The 18,193-nt window shown below is 54.9% G+C and carries 19 protein-coding genes; 13 read left to right on the top strand and 6 right to left on the bottom strand.

Going from position 1 to position 18,193, the window contains the following annotated elements:
* Nucleotides 1-4: 4 nt before the first annotated feature.
* Genes GHO25_RS03285 through GHO25_RS03305 form a run of 5 tightly spaced genes read left to right on the top strand, consistent with a single transcriptional unit; the run spans nucleotide 5 to nucleotide 4,183 of the window.
* A complete protein-coding gene (locus tag GHO25_RS03285; protein WP_153389888.1) occupies nucleotides 5-787 on the top strand; it encodes a transporter substrate-binding domain-containing protein in 783 nt (260 codons plus the stop codon).
* Nucleotides 788-844: 57 nt separating this feature from the next.
* Nucleotides 845-1,573, top strand: coding sequence for an ABC transporter permease (locus tag GHO25_RS03290; protein WP_123751964.1), 729 nt, complete (start codon nucleotides 845-847; stop codon nucleotides 1,571-1,573).
* On the top strand, nucleotides 1,570-2,280 hold the full coding sequence (locus GHO25_RS03295) for an ABC transporter permease (protein ID WP_123751909.1): 711 nt from the start codon (nucleotides 1,570-1,572) through the stop codon (nucleotides 2,278-2,280). Before GHO25_RS03290 ends, GHO25_RS03295 begins: the two co-directional genes overlap by 4 nt.
* A 9-nt stretch (nucleotides 2,281-2,289) precedes the next feature.
* Nucleotides 2,290-3,411 (top strand): succinylglutamate desuccinylase/aspartoacylase family protein, encoded by a 1,122-nt coding sequence (locus GHO25_RS03300; protein WP_123751908.1) that lies wholly within the window; start codon nucleotides 2,290-2,292, stop codon nucleotides 3,409-3,411.
* Nucleotides 3,412-3,418: 7 nt separating this feature from the next.
* Nucleotides 3,419-4,183, top strand: a complete 765-nt coding sequence (locus GHO25_RS03305) for an ABC transporter ATP-binding protein (RefSeq protein ID WP_123751907.1) — start codon at nucleotides 3,419-3,421, stop codon at nucleotides 4,181-4,183.
* Between the two features lie 47 nt (nucleotides 4,184-4,230).
* On the opposite strand, the gene GHO25_RS03310 is transcribed toward GHO25_RS03305, so the two are convergent.
* Nucleotides 4,231-4,431, bottom strand: a complete 201-nt coding sequence (locus GHO25_RS03310; protein ID WP_048369432.1) for a hypothetical protein — start codon at nucleotides 4,429-4,431, stop codon at nucleotides 4,231-4,233.
* Between the two features lie 92 nt (nucleotides 4,432-4,523).
* Entirely contained in the window at nucleotides 4,524-5,090 is a 567-nt protein-coding gene (gene dcd / locus GHO25_RS03315; RefSeq protein ID WP_019411020.1) for a dCTP deaminase, read from the bottom strand.
* Nucleotides 5,091-5,444: 354 nt separating this feature from the next.
* Here dcd and GHO25_RS03320 point away from each other — a divergent pair, with 354 nt between their 5' ends.
* Nucleotides 5,445-5,654 carry a cold-shock protein gene (locus tag GHO25_RS03320; RefSeq protein WP_002554837.1) on the top strand — a complete coding sequence of 70 codons (210 nt, stop codon included), beginning with the start codon at nucleotides 5,445-5,447 and terminating at the stop codon, nucleotides 5,652-5,654.
* A 154-nt stretch (nucleotides 5,655-5,808) separates the two neighbouring features.
* On the opposite strand, the gene apbC is transcribed toward GHO25_RS03320, so the two are convergent.
* A complete protein-coding gene (apbC, locus tag GHO25_RS03325; protein WP_153389889.1) occupies nucleotides 5,809-6,903 on the bottom strand; it encodes an iron-sulfur cluster carrier protein ApbC in 1,095 nt (364 codons plus the stop codon).
* A 182-nt stretch (nucleotides 6,904-7,085) separates the two neighbouring features.
* On the opposite strand from apbC, the gene metG reads away from it, so the two are divergent.
* The 4 genes from metG to GHO25_RS03345 all read left to right on the top strand — a co-directional run bounded on the left by metG (nucleotide 7,086) and on the right by GHO25_RS03345 (nucleotide 11,303).
* On the top strand, nucleotides 7,086-9,137 hold the full coding sequence (gene metG, locus GHO25_RS03330) for a methionine--tRNA ligase (protein WP_153389890.1): 2,052 nt from the start codon (nucleotides 7,086-7,088) through the stop codon (nucleotides 9,135-9,137).
* Between the two features lie 79 nt (nucleotides 9,138-9,216).
* Nucleotides 9,217-10,305, top strand: a complete 1,089-nt coding sequence (gene rsxB, locus GHO25_RS03335) for an electron transport complex subunit RsxB (RefSeq protein WP_178109969.1) — start codon at nucleotides 9,217-9,219, stop codon at nucleotides 10,303-10,305.
* 67 nt (nucleotides 10,306-10,372) lie between these two features.
* Nucleotides 10,373-11,011, top strand: a complete 639-nt coding sequence (gene nth / locus GHO25_RS03340; protein WP_153327201.1) for an endonuclease III — start codon at nucleotides 10,373-10,375, stop codon at nucleotides 11,009-11,011.
* Between the two features lie 106 nt (nucleotides 11,012-11,117).
* Nucleotides 11,118-11,303 carry a PA3496 family putative envelope integrity protein gene (locus GHO25_RS03345; RefSeq protein WP_048369427.1) on the top strand — a complete coding sequence of 62 codons (186 nt, stop codon included), beginning with the start codon at nucleotides 11,118-11,120 and terminating at the stop codon, nucleotides 11,301-11,303.
* A gap of 88 nt (nucleotides 11,304-11,391) precedes the next feature.
* Here GHO25_RS03345 and GHO25_RS03350 read toward each other — a convergent pair whose 3' ends face one another.
* Nucleotides 11,392-12,018 (bottom strand): response regulator transcription factor, encoded by a 627-nt coding sequence (locus GHO25_RS03350; protein ID WP_123751901.1) that lies wholly within the window; start codon nucleotides 12,016-12,018, stop codon nucleotides 11,392-11,394.
* Nucleotides 12,019-13,172: 1,154 nt separating this feature from the next.
* Between GHO25_RS03350 and GHO25_RS03355 the strand changes: the two genes are divergently transcribed.
* Nucleotides 13,173-13,943, top strand: coding sequence for a hypothetical protein (locus GHO25_RS03355; protein ID WP_153389892.1), 771 nt, complete (start codon nucleotides 13,173-13,175; stop codon nucleotides 13,941-13,943).
* Between the two features lie 85 nt (nucleotides 13,944-14,028).
* On the opposite strand, the gene GHO25_RS03360 is transcribed toward GHO25_RS03355, so the two are convergent.
* Together GHO25_RS03360 and GHO25_RS03365 are read right to left on the bottom strand one after the other, a co-directional pair.
* A complete protein-coding gene (locus tag GHO25_RS03360; protein WP_048369425.1) occupies nucleotides 14,029-15,246 on the bottom strand; it encodes an argininosuccinate synthase in 1,218 nt (405 codons plus the stop codon).
* Nucleotides 15,247-15,372: 126 nt separating this feature from the next.
* A complete protein-coding gene (locus GHO25_RS03365) occupies nucleotides 15,373-16,278 on the bottom strand; it encodes an OmpA family protein (protein WP_178109966.1) in 906 nt (301 codons plus the stop codon).
* Between the two features lie 158 nt (nucleotides 16,279-16,436).
* Here GHO25_RS03365 and pyrC point away from each other — a divergent pair, with 158 nt between their 5' ends.
* Together pyrC and rnt are read left to right on the top strand one after the other, a co-directional pair.
* Nucleotides 16,437-17,483: a dihydroorotase gene (pyrC, locus tag GHO25_RS03370; RefSeq protein ID WP_153327205.1), complete on the top strand. Its 1,047-nt coding sequence runs from the start codon at nucleotides 16,437-16,439 to the stop codon at nucleotides 17,481-17,483.
* Complete coding sequence (rnt, locus tag GHO25_RS03375; protein WP_048386017.1) at nucleotides 17,480-18,154, top strand: ribonuclease T; 675 nt, start codon at nucleotides 17,480-17,482, stop codon at nucleotides 18,152-18,154. The genes pyrC and rnt overlap by 4 nt, the downstream gene beginning before the upstream one ends.
* Nucleotides 18,155-18,193: the final 39 nt, after the last annotated feature.

Consider the following 18,193-nt stretch of genomic DNA (forward strand, 5'->3'; position numbering starts at 1 on the left):
AACAATGAAAAAAGCATTTCTGGCCCTTTCTGCACTGACTTTATGCATAGCTGCGGGTTCTGTTCTGGCCAAAGAGTACAAAGAGCTGCGCTTCGGCGTTGACCCGTCTTATGCACCCTTTGAGTCCAAGGCCGCTGACGGCAGCCTGGTGGGTTTTGATATCGACTTGGGCAACGCCATTTGCGCCGAGCTGAAAGTGAAGTGCAAATGGGTCGAATCCGACTTCGACGGCATGGTGCCCGGGCTTAAAGCCAACAAATTCGACGGTGTTATCTCGTCGATGACCGTGACCCCCGCCCGCGAAAAAGTCATCGACTTCTCTAACGAGCTGTTCTCCGGCCCGACATCGCTGGTGTACAAAAAAGGCTCCGGGCTAAGCGCCGATACCGCCTCGCTCAAAGGCAAAACCGTGGGCTACGAACAAGGCACCATCCAGGAAGCCTACGCCAAAGCGGTGCTGGATAAAGCCGGAGTCAAAACTCAGGCCTATGCCAACCAGGACCAAGTCTATGCCGACCTGATTTCCGGCCGTCTCGACGCCTCGGTGCAAGACCTGCTGCAGGCTGAACTGGGCTTTCTGAAATCGCCACAAGGTGCCGGTTACGAAATCAGCGCAGCCATTGACGATCCTCTGCTACCGTCCAAAACCGCGGTGGGTATCAAGAAAGGTAACCAAGCGCTACAAACCCTGCTGAACAAAGGTATCAAAGCGTTACACGACGATGGCACCTACACCAAAATCCAGCAAAAGCACTTCGGCGACTTGAATCTGTACAGCGGCAAATAACGCGCTGGCACCCATGCGCGCATGGGTGCCTTTTTCAACGCCTTGGGTTCGACTGTCATGTTTGAAAACCTCGTGCAGAACCTTGGATTGTCTGCCCTCAGCTTGCAGGGGTTCGGCCCTCTGCTGCTGGAAGGCACCTGGATGACCATCAAGTTATCGGTCCTGTCGCTGGCCGTGAGCGTATTGCTCGGCCTGCTTGGCGCCAGCGCCAAACTCTCCAGCCTGAGACTGTTGCGTCTGCCGGCCCAGCTCTATACCACGCTGATTCGCGGTGTACCGGACCTGGTACTGATGCTGCTGATTTTTTATAGCCTGCAAACCTGGCTGACCAGCCTGACAGATGCCATGGATTGGGATTACATCGAGATCAATCCGTTCAGCGCAGGCGTAATCACGCTGGGGTTTATCTATGGCGCGTATTTCACCGAAACCTTTAGGGGCGCGATCCTCTCGGTGCCCCGTGGCCAGGTCGAAGCGGCCACCGCCTACGGCCTGAAACGCTGGCAACGCTTTCGTTTTGTGGTCTTTCCGCAAATGATGCGCTTCGCCCTGCCAGGCATTGGCAATAACTGGATGGTGATGCTCAAGGCCACAGCCCTGGTGTCAATCATTGGCTTGGCCGATCTGGTCAAGGCAGCCCAGGATGCGGGTAAAAGCACCTATGAGCTGTTTTACTTTTTAGTGATTGCCGCACTCATCTATCTGGCAATCACCAGCGCCTCGAATGTGGTTTTACGGCGGCTGGAACGCCGTTATGCCCTGGGCTGCCGGGAGGCCGTACGATGATCGAGTTGTTGCAAGAGTACTGGCGGCCGTTTCTGTACAGCGACGGTAACCACATTACCGGGCTGGCAATGACGCTGTGGCTGTTGAGCGCCGCGCTGATCATCGGCTTTGTGCTGTCCATACCACTGTCTATCGCCAGGGTTTCATCCAGACGCTGGATCCGTTGGCCCGTGCAGTTCTACACCTATGTGTTTCGCGGAACCCCGCTGTATATACAGTTGCTGATTTGCTACACCGGGATCTACAGCATTGCTGCCGTTCGCGCCCAACCGTTGCTCAATGAGTTCTTCCGTGATGCCATGAACTGCACGGTGCTGGCCTTCGCCCTCAACACCTGCGCCTACACCACGGAAATCTTTGCCGGCGCCATTCGCAGCATGGCCCACGGCGAAATTGAAGCCGCCAAAGCCTACGGTCTCAGTGGCTGGAAGCTTTATGCCTACGTCATCATGCCCTCGGCCTTACGTCGCTCGTTGCCGTTTTACAGCAATGAGGTGATCCTGATGCTGCATTCGACCACAGTGGCCTTTACCGCAACGATCCCTGACGTGTTGAAAGTCGCAAGGGACGCTAACTCAGCGACCTTTTTGACCTTCCAGTCGTTCGGCATCGCCGCCATCATCTATTTGTGCGTGACCTTTATTTTGGTCGGTTTGTTTCGACTGGCGGAACGCCGCTGGTTGGCTTTTCTCGGCCCTGCTCACTAGGACTCAACCATGGCGCAACATCAAACCCATCCTTTGCTGGCCCCTGTTCCAGGCACCGAAAGGCAGATTCACAGCTTCCACTACGGCCCGGCCAAGCCACAGGGCAAGATCTACATTCAAGCCTCACTGCATGCCGATGAACTGCCGGGCATGCTGGTGGCCTGGCACCTGAAAAAACACTTGGCCGAACTCGAAAGCGCTGGTCGCCTGCGCAGTGAAATCGTGGTGGTACCCGTGGCCAACCCGATCGGGCTGGAACAAGTGGTCATGGACATCCCGCTGGGGCGTTATGAGCTGGAAAGCGGGCAGAACTTCAACCGCAACTTTCTGGACTTGAGCACGCAGATCGGTGATGAAATCGAAGGGCTGCTGACCCCAGACCCTGAGCAAAACCGGCAGATCATCCGCCAGCACCTGCGCAAGGCGCTGGCCGCACAGGTGCCGGCAACCCAGCTGCAATCTCAGCGTCTGACCTTGCAAACCCTGGCGTGCGATGCGGATGTGGTACTGGACCTGCACTGCGACTTTGAAGCCGTGCCTCACCTGTACACCACGCCTGAGGCCTGGTCGCAGGTTGAGCCGTTGGCGCGCTACCTTGGAGCCCAAGCCAGCCTGCTGGCAACGGACTCGGGCGGCTTGTCGTTTGATGAGTGCTTCACCCTGCTGTGGTGGACGTTGCAGCAGCGCTTTGAGGGCAGCTTTGAGATTCCACAGGGCAGTTTCTCGGTGACCGTGGAGTTGCGCGGCCAAGGTGACGTCAGCCACGCCCTCGCCGAGCAGGATTGCCAGGCGCTGATTGATTACCTGATCACGCTCGGCGCGATTGAAGGCCAGGCCAGCCGTTTGCCTGAGCTACTGTACCCCGCTACCCCGCTGGCCGGCGTCGAGCCCGTCGCCTCAACAGCCGGGGGCGTGCTGGTGTTTCACGTCAAACCCGGCGATTACCTGAGCGCCGGTCAATTGGTGGCGGACGTTATCGACCCTGTCAGCGACCGCCTCACCCCGGTTTACACCACCCGCGAAGGCCTCGTTTACGCCCGTTCGGTAAGGCGTATGGCCACCGCAGGCATGGTGATAGCCCATGTCGCGGGGCGTGAAGCCTATCGCAGCGGCTACCTACTCTCTGCTTGAGGTGTGCATGTACAAACTCAGCGTCGACGGCTTGCACAAACGTTATGGCGACAATGAAGTGCTCAAGGGTGTGTCGCTCAAGGCGAAAACCGGGGACGTAATTTGCCTGATTGGCGCCAGCGGCTCGGGCAAGAGCACCTTTTTGCGCTGCATCAACTTTCTCGAAACACCCAACGATGGCGCCATCAGCCTTGATGGAAAGTTGATTCGCATGATCAGCGACAAAAACGGCATGCGGGTTGCTGACGATGCTGAGTTGCAACGCCTGCGTACCCGGCTGGCCATGGTGTTTCAGCACTTCAACCTGTGGAGCCACATGACGGTGCTGGAAAACATTACCCTGGCACCGCATCGGGTGCTGGGGGTCAGTAAAAAAGACGCCGAGGAGCGCGCAAGACGTTATCTGGACAAAGTCGGCTTGCCTTCCAGAGTGGCTGATCAATACCCGGCCTTCCTTTCCGGCGGCCAGCAGCAGCGTGTTGCCATTGCCAGGGCGTTGGCGATGGAACCCGAAGTGATGCTGTTCGATGAGCCAACCTCGGCACTGGACCCGGAGCTGGTGGGTGAAGTCTTGAGGGTGATTCAGGGGCTGGCCGAAGAGGGCCGGACCATGATCATGGTCACCCACGAAATGAACTTCGCCCGCAAAGTGGCGAGTCAAGTGGTGTTCCTTCACCAGGGGTTGATTGAGGAACAAGGTCCGCCAAGTGATGTACTGGACAACCCTCAAAGCGAGCGTTTGCGCCAGTTTTTGAGCGGCAACTTGAAGTAGCGCCTGTTCGTGTAGCTGCTGGCAATGCAGCAGCTACAGACGGTTGATCACGCCACTGGGGCAGGCGGAGCTTCATCCGGCAGTGTGGGCACGCCAGGTTCGGTGGGTTGCGGGGTGTCTGGGTCAGGCTGGCCGGGAATGCCACCTGCATGCAACTGGGGATACGCGAGTAGCGACCAGGCCAATAATCCAACCTGATTGGGCTCAAGGTTTGCCAGTTTGGCGCGGATACTCGGATCGATCTTCATGGGGCACTCCTGAGCGATGTCCGGTTCGCTGAGGTGCGAAACCGGAATACAGACAATAGAGTGCTTTTTCGCTCAGAAATTCCTGCTGTTCGTCAGGTACGTGGCAAAGTCACACCACGCTGGCCCTGGTACTTGCCGCCACGATCCTTGTACGACACTTCACATTCTTCATCGGATTCGAAGAACAGCATCTGCGCCACACCTTCGTTTGCATAGATTTTGGCAGGCAGTGTGGTGGTGTTCGAGAACTCCAGCGTCACGTGGCCTTCCCACTCTGGCTCAAGCGGCGTCACGTTAACGATGATGCCGCAACGCGCGTAGGTGCTTTTACCCAGGCAGATGGTCAGCACGTTGCGTGGAATACGGAAATATTCAACGGTGCGCGCCAGGGCGAAGGAGTTGGGCGGGATGATGCACACATCGCTGGTGACATCGACAAAGCTGCCTTCATCGAAGTTTTTCGGATCAACGGTGGCCGAATTGATGTTGGTGAACACCTTGAATTCATTGGCACAGCGCACGTCATAACCGTAGCTCGACACGCCGTAAGAAATCAGACGATCAGCCCCTTCGCCGCGTACCTGACGCTCAACGAAAGGTTCGATCATGCCGTGCTCTTGCGCCATGCGGCGAATCCACTTGTCTGATTTGATGCTCATGGCGGGGGTGTCCTGAATAGCGAGGTGGAAAAATTCTGTTCGGCATCTTACCGGGGCCGGGGTTTCGGTTCAAAGGCTGGGGGGAAATTCTTGAAAATAGCTGTAGGCGCACTGAATACAGGCTGTACGGGCAACCATCAGTCACGTTTTTCGAGAAACCTTCGCAAAGACCCTTTGCACGTTCCGGAAAAAGGGGTAAGGTGGCGCCACTGTGCTGCTTGTGTCACTGAGAATCTCTACACGATATGTTGAATTTCGATCCAACCATCTCCAAGAATTTTTCCTGCTCTTTGCACTCAGTCTCGGCCAGGGCTCTTCCTGCGTCGCAGTTATCTTTGTTCAAGGAGTTACACCATGTCTAATCGCCAAACTGGTACCGTTAAGTGGTTCAACGATGAAAAAGGCTTCGGCTTCATCACTCCACAATCCGGTGACGACCTGTTTGTTCACTTCAAAGCAATCCAATCCGACGGCTTCAAGAGCCTGAAAGAAGGCCAACAGGTTTCTTTCATCGCTACTCGCGGTCAGAAAGGCATGCAAGCTGAGGAAGTTCAAGTTATCTAACTTGTACTGATCCAGTAAAAAACCCCGCCCTTAAAAGCGGGGTTTTTTTATGCCTGTCGTTTAAAGACCTTGTAGGAGCGAGCTTGCCTCGCGATCTTTTGGTCTTTTAAAAAGATCGCGAGGCAAGCTCGCTCCTACAGGGGGTTACGGGGTATCAGTCGTCGCTGGTGGTAATGGTCGGCATGGCCTGGGTGGCGGCTTCGCTCAGAACAATCCGCGCCCCGACGTGACGGGCCAGCTCTTGGTAGATCAAGGCAATCGGGCTATTCGGGTCGGCAATCGCGGTCGGCTTGCCGTTATCGGCCTGCTCGCGGATTTCCATCGCCAGCGGCAACGAGGCCAGAACTTCCACTTCGTATTGGGTCGCCAGTTTCTCGCCACCGCCTTCACCGAACAAATGTTCTGCGTGACCGCAGTTCGAGCAAATGTGCACAGCCATGTTCTCTACAACGCCCAGTACCGGAATGTTCACCTTGCGGAACATTTCGACACCCTTGCGCGCGTCGAGCAAGGCCAGGTCTTGCGGCGTCGTCACAATCACAGAACCCGCCACCGGGACTTTCTGCGCCAGGGTCAGCTGGATATCGCCCGTGCCGGGCGGCATGTCGATCACCAGATAATCCAGGTCATTCCAGGCGGTTTGGGTCACCAACTGCAACAGGGCGCCCGACACCATGGGGCCGCGCCAGACCATCGGCGTGTTGTCGTCAGTCAGAAATGCCATCGACATGACCTCAACGCCATGCGCCTCAATCGGCACAAACCATTTCTGATCACGGATTTTCGGGCGGGTACCTTCAGCGATACCGAACATCACGCCCTGGCTAGGGCCATAAATATCAGCGTCTAAGATCCCCACTCGCGCACCTTCACGCGCCAGCGCCAGCGCCAGGTTGGCGGCCGTGGTGGATTTACCCACGCCGCCTTTGCCCGAGGCAACGGCCACAATGTTTTTCACATTGGCCAGCCCCGGGATTTGCGCCTGCGCCTTGTGCGGGGCAATCACGCAATTGATCTCAACCTTGGCCGAGGACACTCCCTCCAGATTGCTGATGGCCATTTGCAGCATTTGCGCCCAGCCATTCTTGAACAGGCCGGCGGCATAACCCAGTTCGAGCTGAACATTGACATGCTCGCCTTGGACTTCAATGTGACGTACACACCCGGCGCTGACCGGATCCTGGTTCAAATATGGGTCGGTGTATTGGCGAAGGACGGCCTCCACCGCTGCGCGATTGACTGCGCTCATGGGCAACTCCCGAAAAAGGCTGAGTGAAACAGGTGGCTATCGTACCTGTAATAAATCACCTGGCGCAGGCTTTTGAACCGGTCAAAAACATCAGAAAGCATCAGATAGCCGCCCACGGGGTGAAATATATTGCCCGGCGCTTTATAGTGGCCGACCACCGTCTCATCAAGTAGCCGAGCCCCATGTCCGAGCCACGCAAGATCCTCGTCACCAGCGCCCTGCCCTATGCCAATGGTTCAATTCACCTTGGCCATATGCTTGAGTACATCCAGACCGATATGTGGGTGCGCTATCAAAAGCAACGCGGCAACCAATGCACGTATGTCTGCGCAGACGACGCCCACGGCTCGGCCATCATGTTGCGTGCCGAAAAAGAAGGCATCACACCTGAGCAACTGATCGCCAACGTGCAGGCCGAACACTGCGCCGACTTTTCCGAATTCCTCGTGGAGTTCGATAACTATCACTCGACTCACGCCGAAGAAAACCGTGAGCTGTCGAGTGCGATTTACATCAAGCTGCGCGAAGCCGGCCACATCGCCACGCGCTCGATTACTCAGTACTTCGACCCGGAAAAGAAAATGTTCCTGGCCGACCGCTTCATCAAGGGCACCTGCCCTAAATGCGGCACTGATGATCAGTACGGCGATAACTGCGAAAAATGCGGCGCAACTTACGCTCCGACGGACCTGAAAAATCCGAAGTCGGCGATTTCCGGTGCCACACCGGTTCTTAAGGATTCCCAGCACTTCTTCTTCAAGCTGCCCGACTTCGAAGCCATGCTCAAAAGCTGGACACGAAGCGGCGCACTGCAAGATGCGGTCGCAAACAAAATCGCCGAATGGCTGGATAGCGGCCTGCAAGAGTGGGACATCTCCCGCGATGCGCCGTATTTCGGTTTCGAAATCCCGGGCGAGCCAGGCAAGTACTTCTACGTCTGGCTGGACGCGCCGATCGGCTACATGGCCAGCTTCAAGAACCTGTGCGAACGCCGCCCTGAACTGGACTTCGACGCGTACTGGAACAAAGACTCCAGCGCCGAGCTTTACCACTTCATCGGCAAGGACATCGTGAACTTCCACGCCCTGTTCTGGCCAGCCATGCTCGAAGGCGCAGGCTATCGCAAGCCTACCGCGATCAACGTTCACGGCTACTTGACCGTTAACGGTCAAAAAATGTCCAAGTCCCGTGGCACGTTCATCAAGGCGCGTACCTACCTTGATCACCTGTCGCCGGAATACCTGCGCTACTACTACGCGGCCAAATTGGGCCGTGGCGTCGATGACCTGGACTTGAACCTCGAAGACTTCGTGCAAAAGGTCAACTCTGACCTGATCGGCAAAGTGGTCAACATTGCCAGCCGTTGCGCAGGCTTCATCCACAAAGGCAATGCCGGCGTGATGGTTGAAAGCAACGCAGCGCCTGAGCTGACCGAAGCCTTCTTGGCTGCAGCACCAAGCATTGCCGATGCTTACGAAGCCCGTGACTTCGCGCGCGCCATGCGTGAAATCATGGCGCTGGCCGACCGCGCCAACGCCTGGATCGCCGAAAAGGCGCCTTGGGCCATGGCCAAGCAGGAAGGCAAGCAAGACGAAGTCCAGGCCGTGTGCGCCTTGGGCGTCAACTTGTTCCGCCAGTTGATCATCTTCCTCAAGCCAGTATTGCCGCAGTTGGCAGCCGATGCCGAAGCGTTCCTGAATGTGTCTCCTTTGACCTGGGACGACCACAGCACCTTGCTCGCCAACCATCAGCTCAATGCCTTCAAACCGCTGATGACGCGTATCGATCCGGCGCACGTGGAAGCTATGGTAAACGCGTCCAAAGAAGACCTGATCGCCAGCCAGACCGATACCGGTACTGCTGCGCCAAAAGGCAATGGCGAGCTGACCAAAGAGCCTTTGGCAGCCGAAATCGAGTTTGACGCGTTTGCCGCTGTCGACCTGCGCGTCGCCTTGATCCTCAAGGCCGAGGCTGTCGAAGGGGCTGACAAGCTGCTGCGTCTGACCCTGGATATCGGCGACGAACAGCGCAACGTGTTCTCGGGCATCAAAAGCGCCTACCCGAACCCAGCTGAGCTGGAAGGTCGCTTGACCATGATGATCGCCAACCTTAAACCCCGCAAAATGCGCTTTGGGGTTTCTGAAGGCATGGTCATGGCGGCGGGCCCTGGCGGTGAAGAAATTTACCTGCTAAGCCCGGACAGCGGCGCCAAGCCTGGTCAACGCATCAAGTAACACGCCCTCCTCATCTGCCAGCGGCCTGCACGTCGCTGGCAGATGTTCGTTGTAGCCTCCCCTCCCGCCATGTCGGATAATCAGCGCCGTTCGTTTAACCGCCTCGCACTCATTACTCACTGCGCAGGATGACTGTCGCCCGGGTGCGGCTCGCTGTCGCTGGACTGATCACACCATGAGCCTGATTCAACGTATTGACGCCTTATTACCGCAAACCCAATGCGGAAAATGCGGGCATCCTGGCTGCAAACCCTACGCAGAAGGCATCAGCCAGGGCGAAGCCATTAACAAATGCCCCCCCGGCGGGACTGAAACCATCGCTGCGCTGGCCAACCTGCTGAGCATTCCCGTTATAGCCCTGGACACGGAGCGAGGCGTGGCACCACCCCAGGTGGCCTTTATTCGTGAAGCTGAATGCATTGGTTGTACCAAGTGTATTCAGGCCTGCCCGGTAGACGCCATATTGGGCGCCGCCAAGCTCATGCACACAGTGATTGTCGATGAATGCACCGGCTGTGACCTATGCGTCGCGCCCTGCCCTGTCGACTGCATCGAAATGCGACCGCTACCCGCCAATGTGATCCCCATTGTCGGCGGGCTTGCACAGGCGCAAGAGCAGCTCAATGCACGTACTGAAAAGCGCAACCACGCCCGTAGCCGTTACGAGCGACGTGACGAACGTCTACGACGCGATGAACAGCAACGTCAGGCAGAACGCCTGGCGCGGGCTCAACGAGCACCTGTGGCGCCTGCTGACGCCCTGGCGCTTGAGCCATCACAGACAGAGCCCTCCTTGCTCAGCGATGCAGCGCTTAAAAAAGCCAAGGTCACCCTGGCCATGGCTCGCGCCCAACTGCATAAATCGCTCAAAGCCTTTGGTCACCCGCCGACGGCCCCGCAGCAGGCACAACTGGTTGCCCTGCAAGCACAATTTGAGTCTGCCGAAAAAGCCCTGGCGCAACTGGAGGCCGCCCCGGTGATGACGGTGCCTGCACCCAGCAGCGGGATTGCAGATCTCAAGCGGGCAAAAATTCAGTTGGCCATGCACCGGGCAGCACTTAAAAAGGCGCAGACGCAGGCACACACCAGCGCTGAACTCGCACTTTTGAATGACGCCGTGCTACGAGCAGAACAGACACTCGACGCTTTAGCCCCAACCAAAAGCTGATAGCTTGCCGTCACGAGATACGTTTCTCTTCGATTAACGGACTGCTCTCCAGGAAAAGTTTTTACCCATGAATGCCGCAAAGCGCCTTGAAATCTTCCGTCGGTTTCACGAAGACAATCCAGAGCCAAAAACTGAACTGGCCTACACATCGCCTTTCGAACTGCTGATAGCAGTCATTCTGTCGGCGCAGGCCACTGACGTCAGCGTGAACAAGGCCATGGCAAAATTGTTCCCGGTCGCCAATACCCCAGAAGCCATCTACGCTTTGGGGGTGGAAGGCTTGTCGCAATACATCAAGACCATTGGCCTGTACAACAGCAAGGCCAAAAACGTGATTGAAACGTGCCGCTTGCTCATCGAGCGACATGCCAGTGAGATACCCCAAACGCGGGAGGCGCTTGAAGCACTTCCAGGCGTAGGACGAAAAACAGCCAATGTGGTGCTCAACACCGCTTTCAGGCAACTGACCATGGCCGTAGATACCCATATCTTCAGGGTCAGTAACCGAACCGGAATAGCGCCAGGCAAAAATGTGGTCGAGGTTGAACAGCAATTGATCAAATTCGTGCCTAAGCCGTACCTGCTCGATGCCCATCACTGGCTCATCTTGCATGGTCGCTACGTTTGCCAGGCACGCAAGCCACGCTGCGGGAGTTGCCGCATTGAAGACTTGTGCGATTTCAAGGAAAAAACCTCCGACGATTGAGCGATAGAGGTTTTATGGGCGGATCGATTGAGAAAAACTTTTTTACCCGTAAAGCGTTTATCGCTATAAGGGGCGCCATTGAATGTCTTAGCCTGGAGTGAACTGAATGAGCACTGGCAAAGAACAACTGGAAGTAGAGGATTTTCCAACGACCGACCCGGACGACGCTGAATTGACAGAGCGCCCAGTCGAAGTCGCTAAAACCAACTTGGCTAAACGCCGCACGATAGACGCCTTGCTGGCTGAAAAAAGACTCCAGAAAGAGCTCGAAGACTACCCCTACGACTTGTAATCGTCAGCGCTTAACACCAAAAACCTCCTGCCCGGAGGCTTTTGGTGTTAAGGGGGTTGTGGAGCAAGCCGCTCCTCACCCCTGCCACTCACACCAAGCCATTTCGCTGTGCCAGCTCAATAAGATCAACCAGTGAGCGAGCATTGAGCTTGAGCAGTAGACGCGTTTTGTAGGTACTGACTGTTTTGTTGCTCAGAAACATGCCATCCGCTATTTCCTTATTACTCTTACCTCGCGCCAACTGCTGCAATACCATCATTTCTCGACCAGAGAGGCGGTTCACCATATCGGCTTCACTGGCATTCCCCAAGCTTGAGCGCACTGAATGCAACGCTTGGTTAGGAAAATAACTGTAACCGGAAAGCACAGCCTTGATGGCACTTAAAAGCTCGGTTAAATCCTGCTGCTTGCATACATAACCTGCCGCTCCGGCCTGCATGCAACGCATTGAAAAATGACCGGGAGCTTGCGAAGTCAGCACTAGCACCTTTATAGGAATCGCGGGTGTTGAAAGTCGCGCAATAACTTCAAGCCCGTCGAGTTTGGGAATACCAATATCCAGAATTACAATATCCGGCGCGTACTCACGCGCCATTTGCAAAGCATCCACTCCATTATCCGTCTCTGCGATAACTTCGTAGCCATGTCGTTCCATGAGCATACGCACAGCAAGACGAATGACAGGATGATCATCCACGATCAGCACTTTATTCATGGGTAATTCCAATTTTTTCGCTGTTCGAATTTTAGAGTCAGCACAATAGCCTAGTCACAACACCCTGGGCATAGTGCCCCCCCCCAAGCACCAACAACCAAAGACATTTCCTACGCACAATAAAGATTTGCCCTACGAATAAATCACTCATAAAAATCGCACTCCCACCCTTCCCCTCATTTAAGCGACACAGGAGGAAATCATACAGGCCGATCTTTATATTAAGCGTTCAGTTCTAATGACTATCGGCAACATCCTTGATCACGCTTAAAAAAATACGTTGGCTTACATCCTGAATACCAAAAATTGGCCTGACCCTAGCACTACCAAACCTTGGCGCTCACCCTCCTTTATTACCAACTCATTCAAACAGCAACCGAGCCGATTTCCCTTCAAACGCAGCAGCTTCGCAGGTAAAAACCAAAAACAGCTGACACGACTTAAAACCGCCCGAATTCAAATACACCATGTTTAATCCTCTATTTAATTATTCATCCGCTGTATTTAACCGTACTCCAATAGAAAGACCGGCTCAACCCAACCAAACAAAAACATCCCCCTTAAGCACCCGCGCAATTTCTACCTTGAACTCATATAGATAAACAGTACCTCCCCCCTTCCTCTTTGAAAAAACCAATCCAGTTAAAATCTACTCTTTTTTTAGAAAAAAATATTACCATTTCAAACTTAAAGAAGAGGACTACAAGGCATTCGGAAAGCCCTTAAAATACGATCGAAAAACATACCCCTCAAGCCCTTTCAAACCGGTACCTCGATCCTGACTTAAAAGTAATCCAACGAAAAACTAAAATGTTACTTATTTCCTCCATACTGCATCTCACATAAAAACTACCGACATCCCAGTTCTACTGGCGCAAATCACCTATTAACCCGGAGTTATCCTACAAAAAAGAAAACCAATTCCTCGACCAGAGGACGTCCTATAGAAATAATAAATACAAAAGACTTTTGATTTGCAGTTTCATAAAGCCACGACTAAATTTAAGAAACCCGCTGTCGCAAACCCCTGATTCAAATTCGCACCTACAGGCTATTACTGCGACAACTGTTAAAACCCGTTACAAAAGCGACATTAATACTTAACCACTTCTAATATCATCTACTCCAACCAGAATTTTTCCGCAGGCCACATCATGATAAAAAGCAAAATACGGGTAAACAACCCGCTCACTGTCATTGCTATTTTCTCAATGTTAACCGAAGCTTCCGCAGCGGTTTCATTGCCGTATATCGACAGGGAAAATCAAAAAATTTATGTTTGGTTCTTAATTGTTTTCCCTTCAATTCTGATCACATTGTTTTTTTTGACTCTTAATTTCAATAATAAAACCCTCTACACCCCCATGGACTATCCCAAGGTGAACGCGCGCGCAACACCAGAGCCGGCCGAGTCTGAGGACCGTATCACGCGCGCAAGACCCGCTGAAGCCACCGGCTCACCTGCATGCCAGGCAGCGCCACTTCTCTCCAAACCGGGGATAAAATTCATTTCCTACAGCCCTAAAAACTTTATCTTTCTGCCACAAGGGCACAGGGACTACGACTCAACTTTAGAAAAGGCTACACGTAAAAAACCTAATTCAGTTCATGAGGAACAACAATTACCGCAGGGTGAAGGAGACCCAAGCAGTCTGTATCTGATCGATTTCAGCCACCCTTTTTTAAAATTGAACAACGACCATACCTTGGGAGACATCCTGCAGACTTACTACGAAATGGCACATCCAAAAAAAGAGTGCCTGCATAAGAACGATATTTTACTCCTGTTAACCAGTAGCTCATTGACGAGTCAATGGAGTCACCAACAGCGACTCGAGCTAGATACAAACATCTCTTCGCATTTAGGTGATGCCATGGTCATTACTTACAACACGCAAACCCGACAGCTCAATACATTAAGCTGACAAGACGAATAACCCACCTTTAATGATGATTCGCAAGCATAAAAAAACCCGACCAATGGCCGGGTTTTTTTGATACCAGGTGCAATTAGAACAACTTGCGACCCCGGTTAGCAGCAATACGCATACGCAAGGCATTCAACTTGATGAAGCCAGCAGCGTCGGCCTGATTGTAAGCGCCGCCATCTTCTTCGAACGTTGCGATATTGGCATCAAACAGCGAATCGTCAGACTTGCGGCCGGTAACAATCACATTGCCTTTGTACAATTTCAGACGTACCACGCCGTTAACGTTCACCTGAGAAGCGTCGATCATTTGTTGCAACATCAAACGCTCAGGGCTCCACCAGTAGCCGGTGTAGATCAGGCTGGCGTACTTGGGCATCAACTCGTCTTTCAGGTGAGCGACTTCGCGGTCCAGAGTGATCGATTCAATGGCGCGGTGCGCACGCAACATGATGGTGCCGCCCGGGGTTTCGTAGCAACCGCGGGACTTCATGCCGACATAACGGTTCTCAACGATGTCGAGACGACCGATACCGTTTTCGCCACCGATGCGGTTCAGCGTGGCCAGAACGGTCGCAGGTGTCATTTCAACACCGTCCAGCGCAACGATATCGCCATTGCGGTAGGTCAGTTCCAGATAAGTCGGGGTATCCGGCGCGTTTTCTGGCGACTTGGTCCAACGCCACATGTCTTCTTCGTGCTCGGTCCAGGTGTCTTCCAGTACACCGCCCTCGTAAGAGATGTGCAGCAAGTTGGCATCCATCGAATACGGGGATTTTTTCTTGCCGTGACGCTCGATCGGGATCGCGTGCTTTTCTGCGTAATCCATCAGTTTTTCACGCGACAGCAGATCCCACTCACGCCAAGGAGCAATCACTTTTACGCCCGGCTTCAGTGCGTATGCACCCAGCTCGAAACGAACCTGATCGTTACCTTTGCCGGTTGCGCCATGAGAAATAGCATCAGCACCGGTTTCGTTGGCGATTTCGATCAGACGCTTGGCGATCAGCGGACGCGCAATGGAGGTACCCAGCAGGTACTCGCCTTCGTAAACAGTGTTGGCGCGGAACATTGGGAATACGAAATCGCGGACAAACTCTTCGCGCAGGTCGTCGATGTAGATTTCCTTGACGCCCATGGCTTGCGCCTTGGCACGTGCAGGCTCAACCTCTTCGCCCTGACCCAGGTCAGCGGTAAAGGTTACGACTTCACAGTTATAAGTATCCTGCAGCCACTTCAGGATCACCGAAGTGTCCAGGCCGCCCGAATAAGCCAGAACGACCTTGTTTACGTCCGCCATGCCATCACTCCACGGGTTGTTCGAAAAGCCGAGCAGTCTAACGCTCGCGGGGCTTAATTTACAGAGGGGCGACAGCTTAAGACGACAAAGCGACAGTAACTTTCAGCAAAACGACGCCAAAAAACCTCACGACAGCGTCGCAGGATTGGTATTTACCACCGCAGGGGACGGCTTCGCAGGCTCTGGCATGCGCTCCAAGCGCACACTGACACGGCGATTCTTCGCCCGATTAGCCGCACTGGTGTTGGGCACCAACGGGTATTGCTCGCCATGAAAGCGCATCGTGATCTGCGATTCCTGCAGACCGTTTTCCTGCAGGTAGTTCATGACTGCCAAAGCGCGACGCCGGGACAGCTCGCGATTGGTCAACCGATTCCCGGAATTATCCGAATAACCATCCAGCATGACGTGGTTAACCGTAGGGTCGGCCTTCATGTACTCCAGCATGATCTGCAGATCCGCGCGGCCCTTGGCATCCAGTTCATTGCCGCTCCCCGGAAAACCGATCTGGCTTTGCCGGACTTGATCGAAATTCTTGGCCAGCAGTTTGGTGGTACAGGCCTCATATTCGCCATAAGCCTGACGAAATTTGACGGGCAAAAGGCGAACTTCCGACAAACCGCCCGTCGCCGAGTAATGCCTGATCAACGGGCTACGCCCTTCCAGCAACCCCCGAAACAAGCGGCCGGCCTGCGCCTGCGAGCTATTAAACAGCACGTTGCCGCGCCCGATACGCACGGTGCCCAGATCGATATCACCGCGCCCCGGCTGCCACGGCGCCGCTGCCGCCAATAGAGTTGCCGAACCTTCGCCCAATACCGAGTTGTAGGCATTGAGACGAAAGACCGCCTGCTCTCCGGCGCGGCGCACAAAGACCCCGGCGCCAAAATCAGTGATCGGCTGGATCAGGCGGCACTCAAATTTGTCACCTTCAACTTTCCACTCCACATTCTCCAGACGGGTCTGGAAAGTCAGGGCCATGGCAGGAACGCTGGCAAACAAGCTGAGCAGGATGAAATAACGCTGGCGCACTGAGGGCTCCGCAGATGGTTACTGGCAAAACACCGTTCACCGTTTTTACGACATACCTCGAATGTATCGGTTAACGCAGCTAAAACTTGATAGCGAGTGCCTGAGAGAGTCTTTTCCGGTAGCATTCGCATCAGTTTGACCCGCCTGGAATCCCCCCAATGTCTGACCGCCTGACCCTGCTGCGTCCCGACGACTGGCACATTCATCTTCGCGATGGTGCTGTGTTGCCTCACACTGTGGCGGATGTTGCGCGCACCTTTGGCCGCGCCATCATCATGCCTAACCTCGTACCTCCGGTGCGTAACGCAGCTGAAGCCGATGCCTATCGACAGCGCATTCTCGCTGCTCGCCCGGCTGGCAGCCGTTTCGAACCGCTGATGGTGCTCTACCTCACCGACCGAACACAGCCAGAAGACATTCGTACAGCCAAAGCCAGCGGCTATGTACACGCTGCCAAGCTATACCCGGCTGGCGCAACAACCAACTCCGACTCGGGCGTGACCAGCATCGATGCGATCTTCCCGGTCCTGGAAACCATGGCCGAAGTCGGCATGCCTTTGCTGATCCACGGTGAAGTGACCCGCGCCGATATCGACGTGTTCGATCGCGAAAAGGTCTTCATCGAAGAGCATTTGCGTCGTGTTGTGGAGCGATTCCCGACGTTGAAAGTGGTGTTTGAACACATCACCACGTCGCATGCAGTCCAGTTCGTCAACGAGGCTTCGGCCAACGTAGGCGCAACCATTACCGCGCATCACCTGCTGTACAACCGCAACCACATGTTGGTTGGCGGTATTCGCCCGCACTTCTATTGCCTGCCGATCCTCAAGCGCAACACCCACCAGGAAGCCCTGCTGGATGCGGCCACCAGCGGCAGTGCGAAGTTCTTTCTGGGCACTGACTCGGCACCGCATGCCCAGCATGCCAAAGAAGCCGCCTGCGGTTGTGCCGGTTGCTATACCGCCTATGCTGCTATCGAGCTGTATGCCGAAGCGTTTGAACAGCGCAATGCGCTGGACAAGCTCGAAGCCTTTGCCAGCTTGAATGGCCCACGCTTCTACGGCCTGGCACCGAGCACCGAACACATCACCCTGGTTCGCGAAGAGTGGACCGCCCCGAGCAGCCTGCCTTTCGGCGAGCTGAACGTAATCCCGCTGCGCGCCGGTGAAAAACTGCGCTGGCGCCTGCTTGAGGAAAACGCGTGAGCGACGACCATTTTGATGACGAGCACGAGGGCGGTCATGGCGGCGGTTCGCGCCATCCGATGGCCGAGCGTTTTCGCGGCTATCTGCCAGTCGTAATCGATGTTGAAACCGGCGGCTTCAATAGCGCTACCGACGCGCTGCTGGAAATCGCGGCAGTCACCATCGGCATGGACGAAAAAGGCTTTGTGTTCCCGGAACACACCTATTTCCACCGTGTGGAGCCTTTTGAAGGCGCCAACATCGAAGCCGCAGCCCTGGAGTTCACCGGCATCAAGCTGGACCATCCGCTGCGTATGGCGGTCAGTGAAGAAACAGCGCTGACCGACATCTTCCGGGGTGTGCGCAAAGCGCTGAAGGCCAATGGTTGCAAACGCGCCATTCTGGTGGGGCACAACAGCAGCTTCGACCTGGGCTTTCTGAATGCGGCCGTGGCGCGTCTGGACATGAAACGTAACCCGTTTCACCCGTTCTCCAGCTTCGACACCGCAACCCTGGCTGGCCTGGCGTATGGCCAGACTGTTCTGGCCAAGGCCTGCCAGGCAGCTGACATCGACTTTGACGGGCGTGAGGCGCACTCGGCGCGTTACGACACCGAAAAAACCGCTGAGCTGTTCTGTGGCATCGTCAACAGCTGGAAGCAAATGGGCGGCTGGAAAGACTTCAACGACTGATCACGTCGTTCAGGCTAACCACCGCACATAAAAAACCGG

Source organism: Pseudomonas sp. FSL R10-1350 (assembly GCF_009600525.1).
Taxonomy (GTDB): domain Bacteria; phylum Pseudomonadota; class Gammaproteobacteria; order Pseudomonadales; family Pseudomonadaceae; genus Aquipseudomonas; species Aquipseudomonas helleri.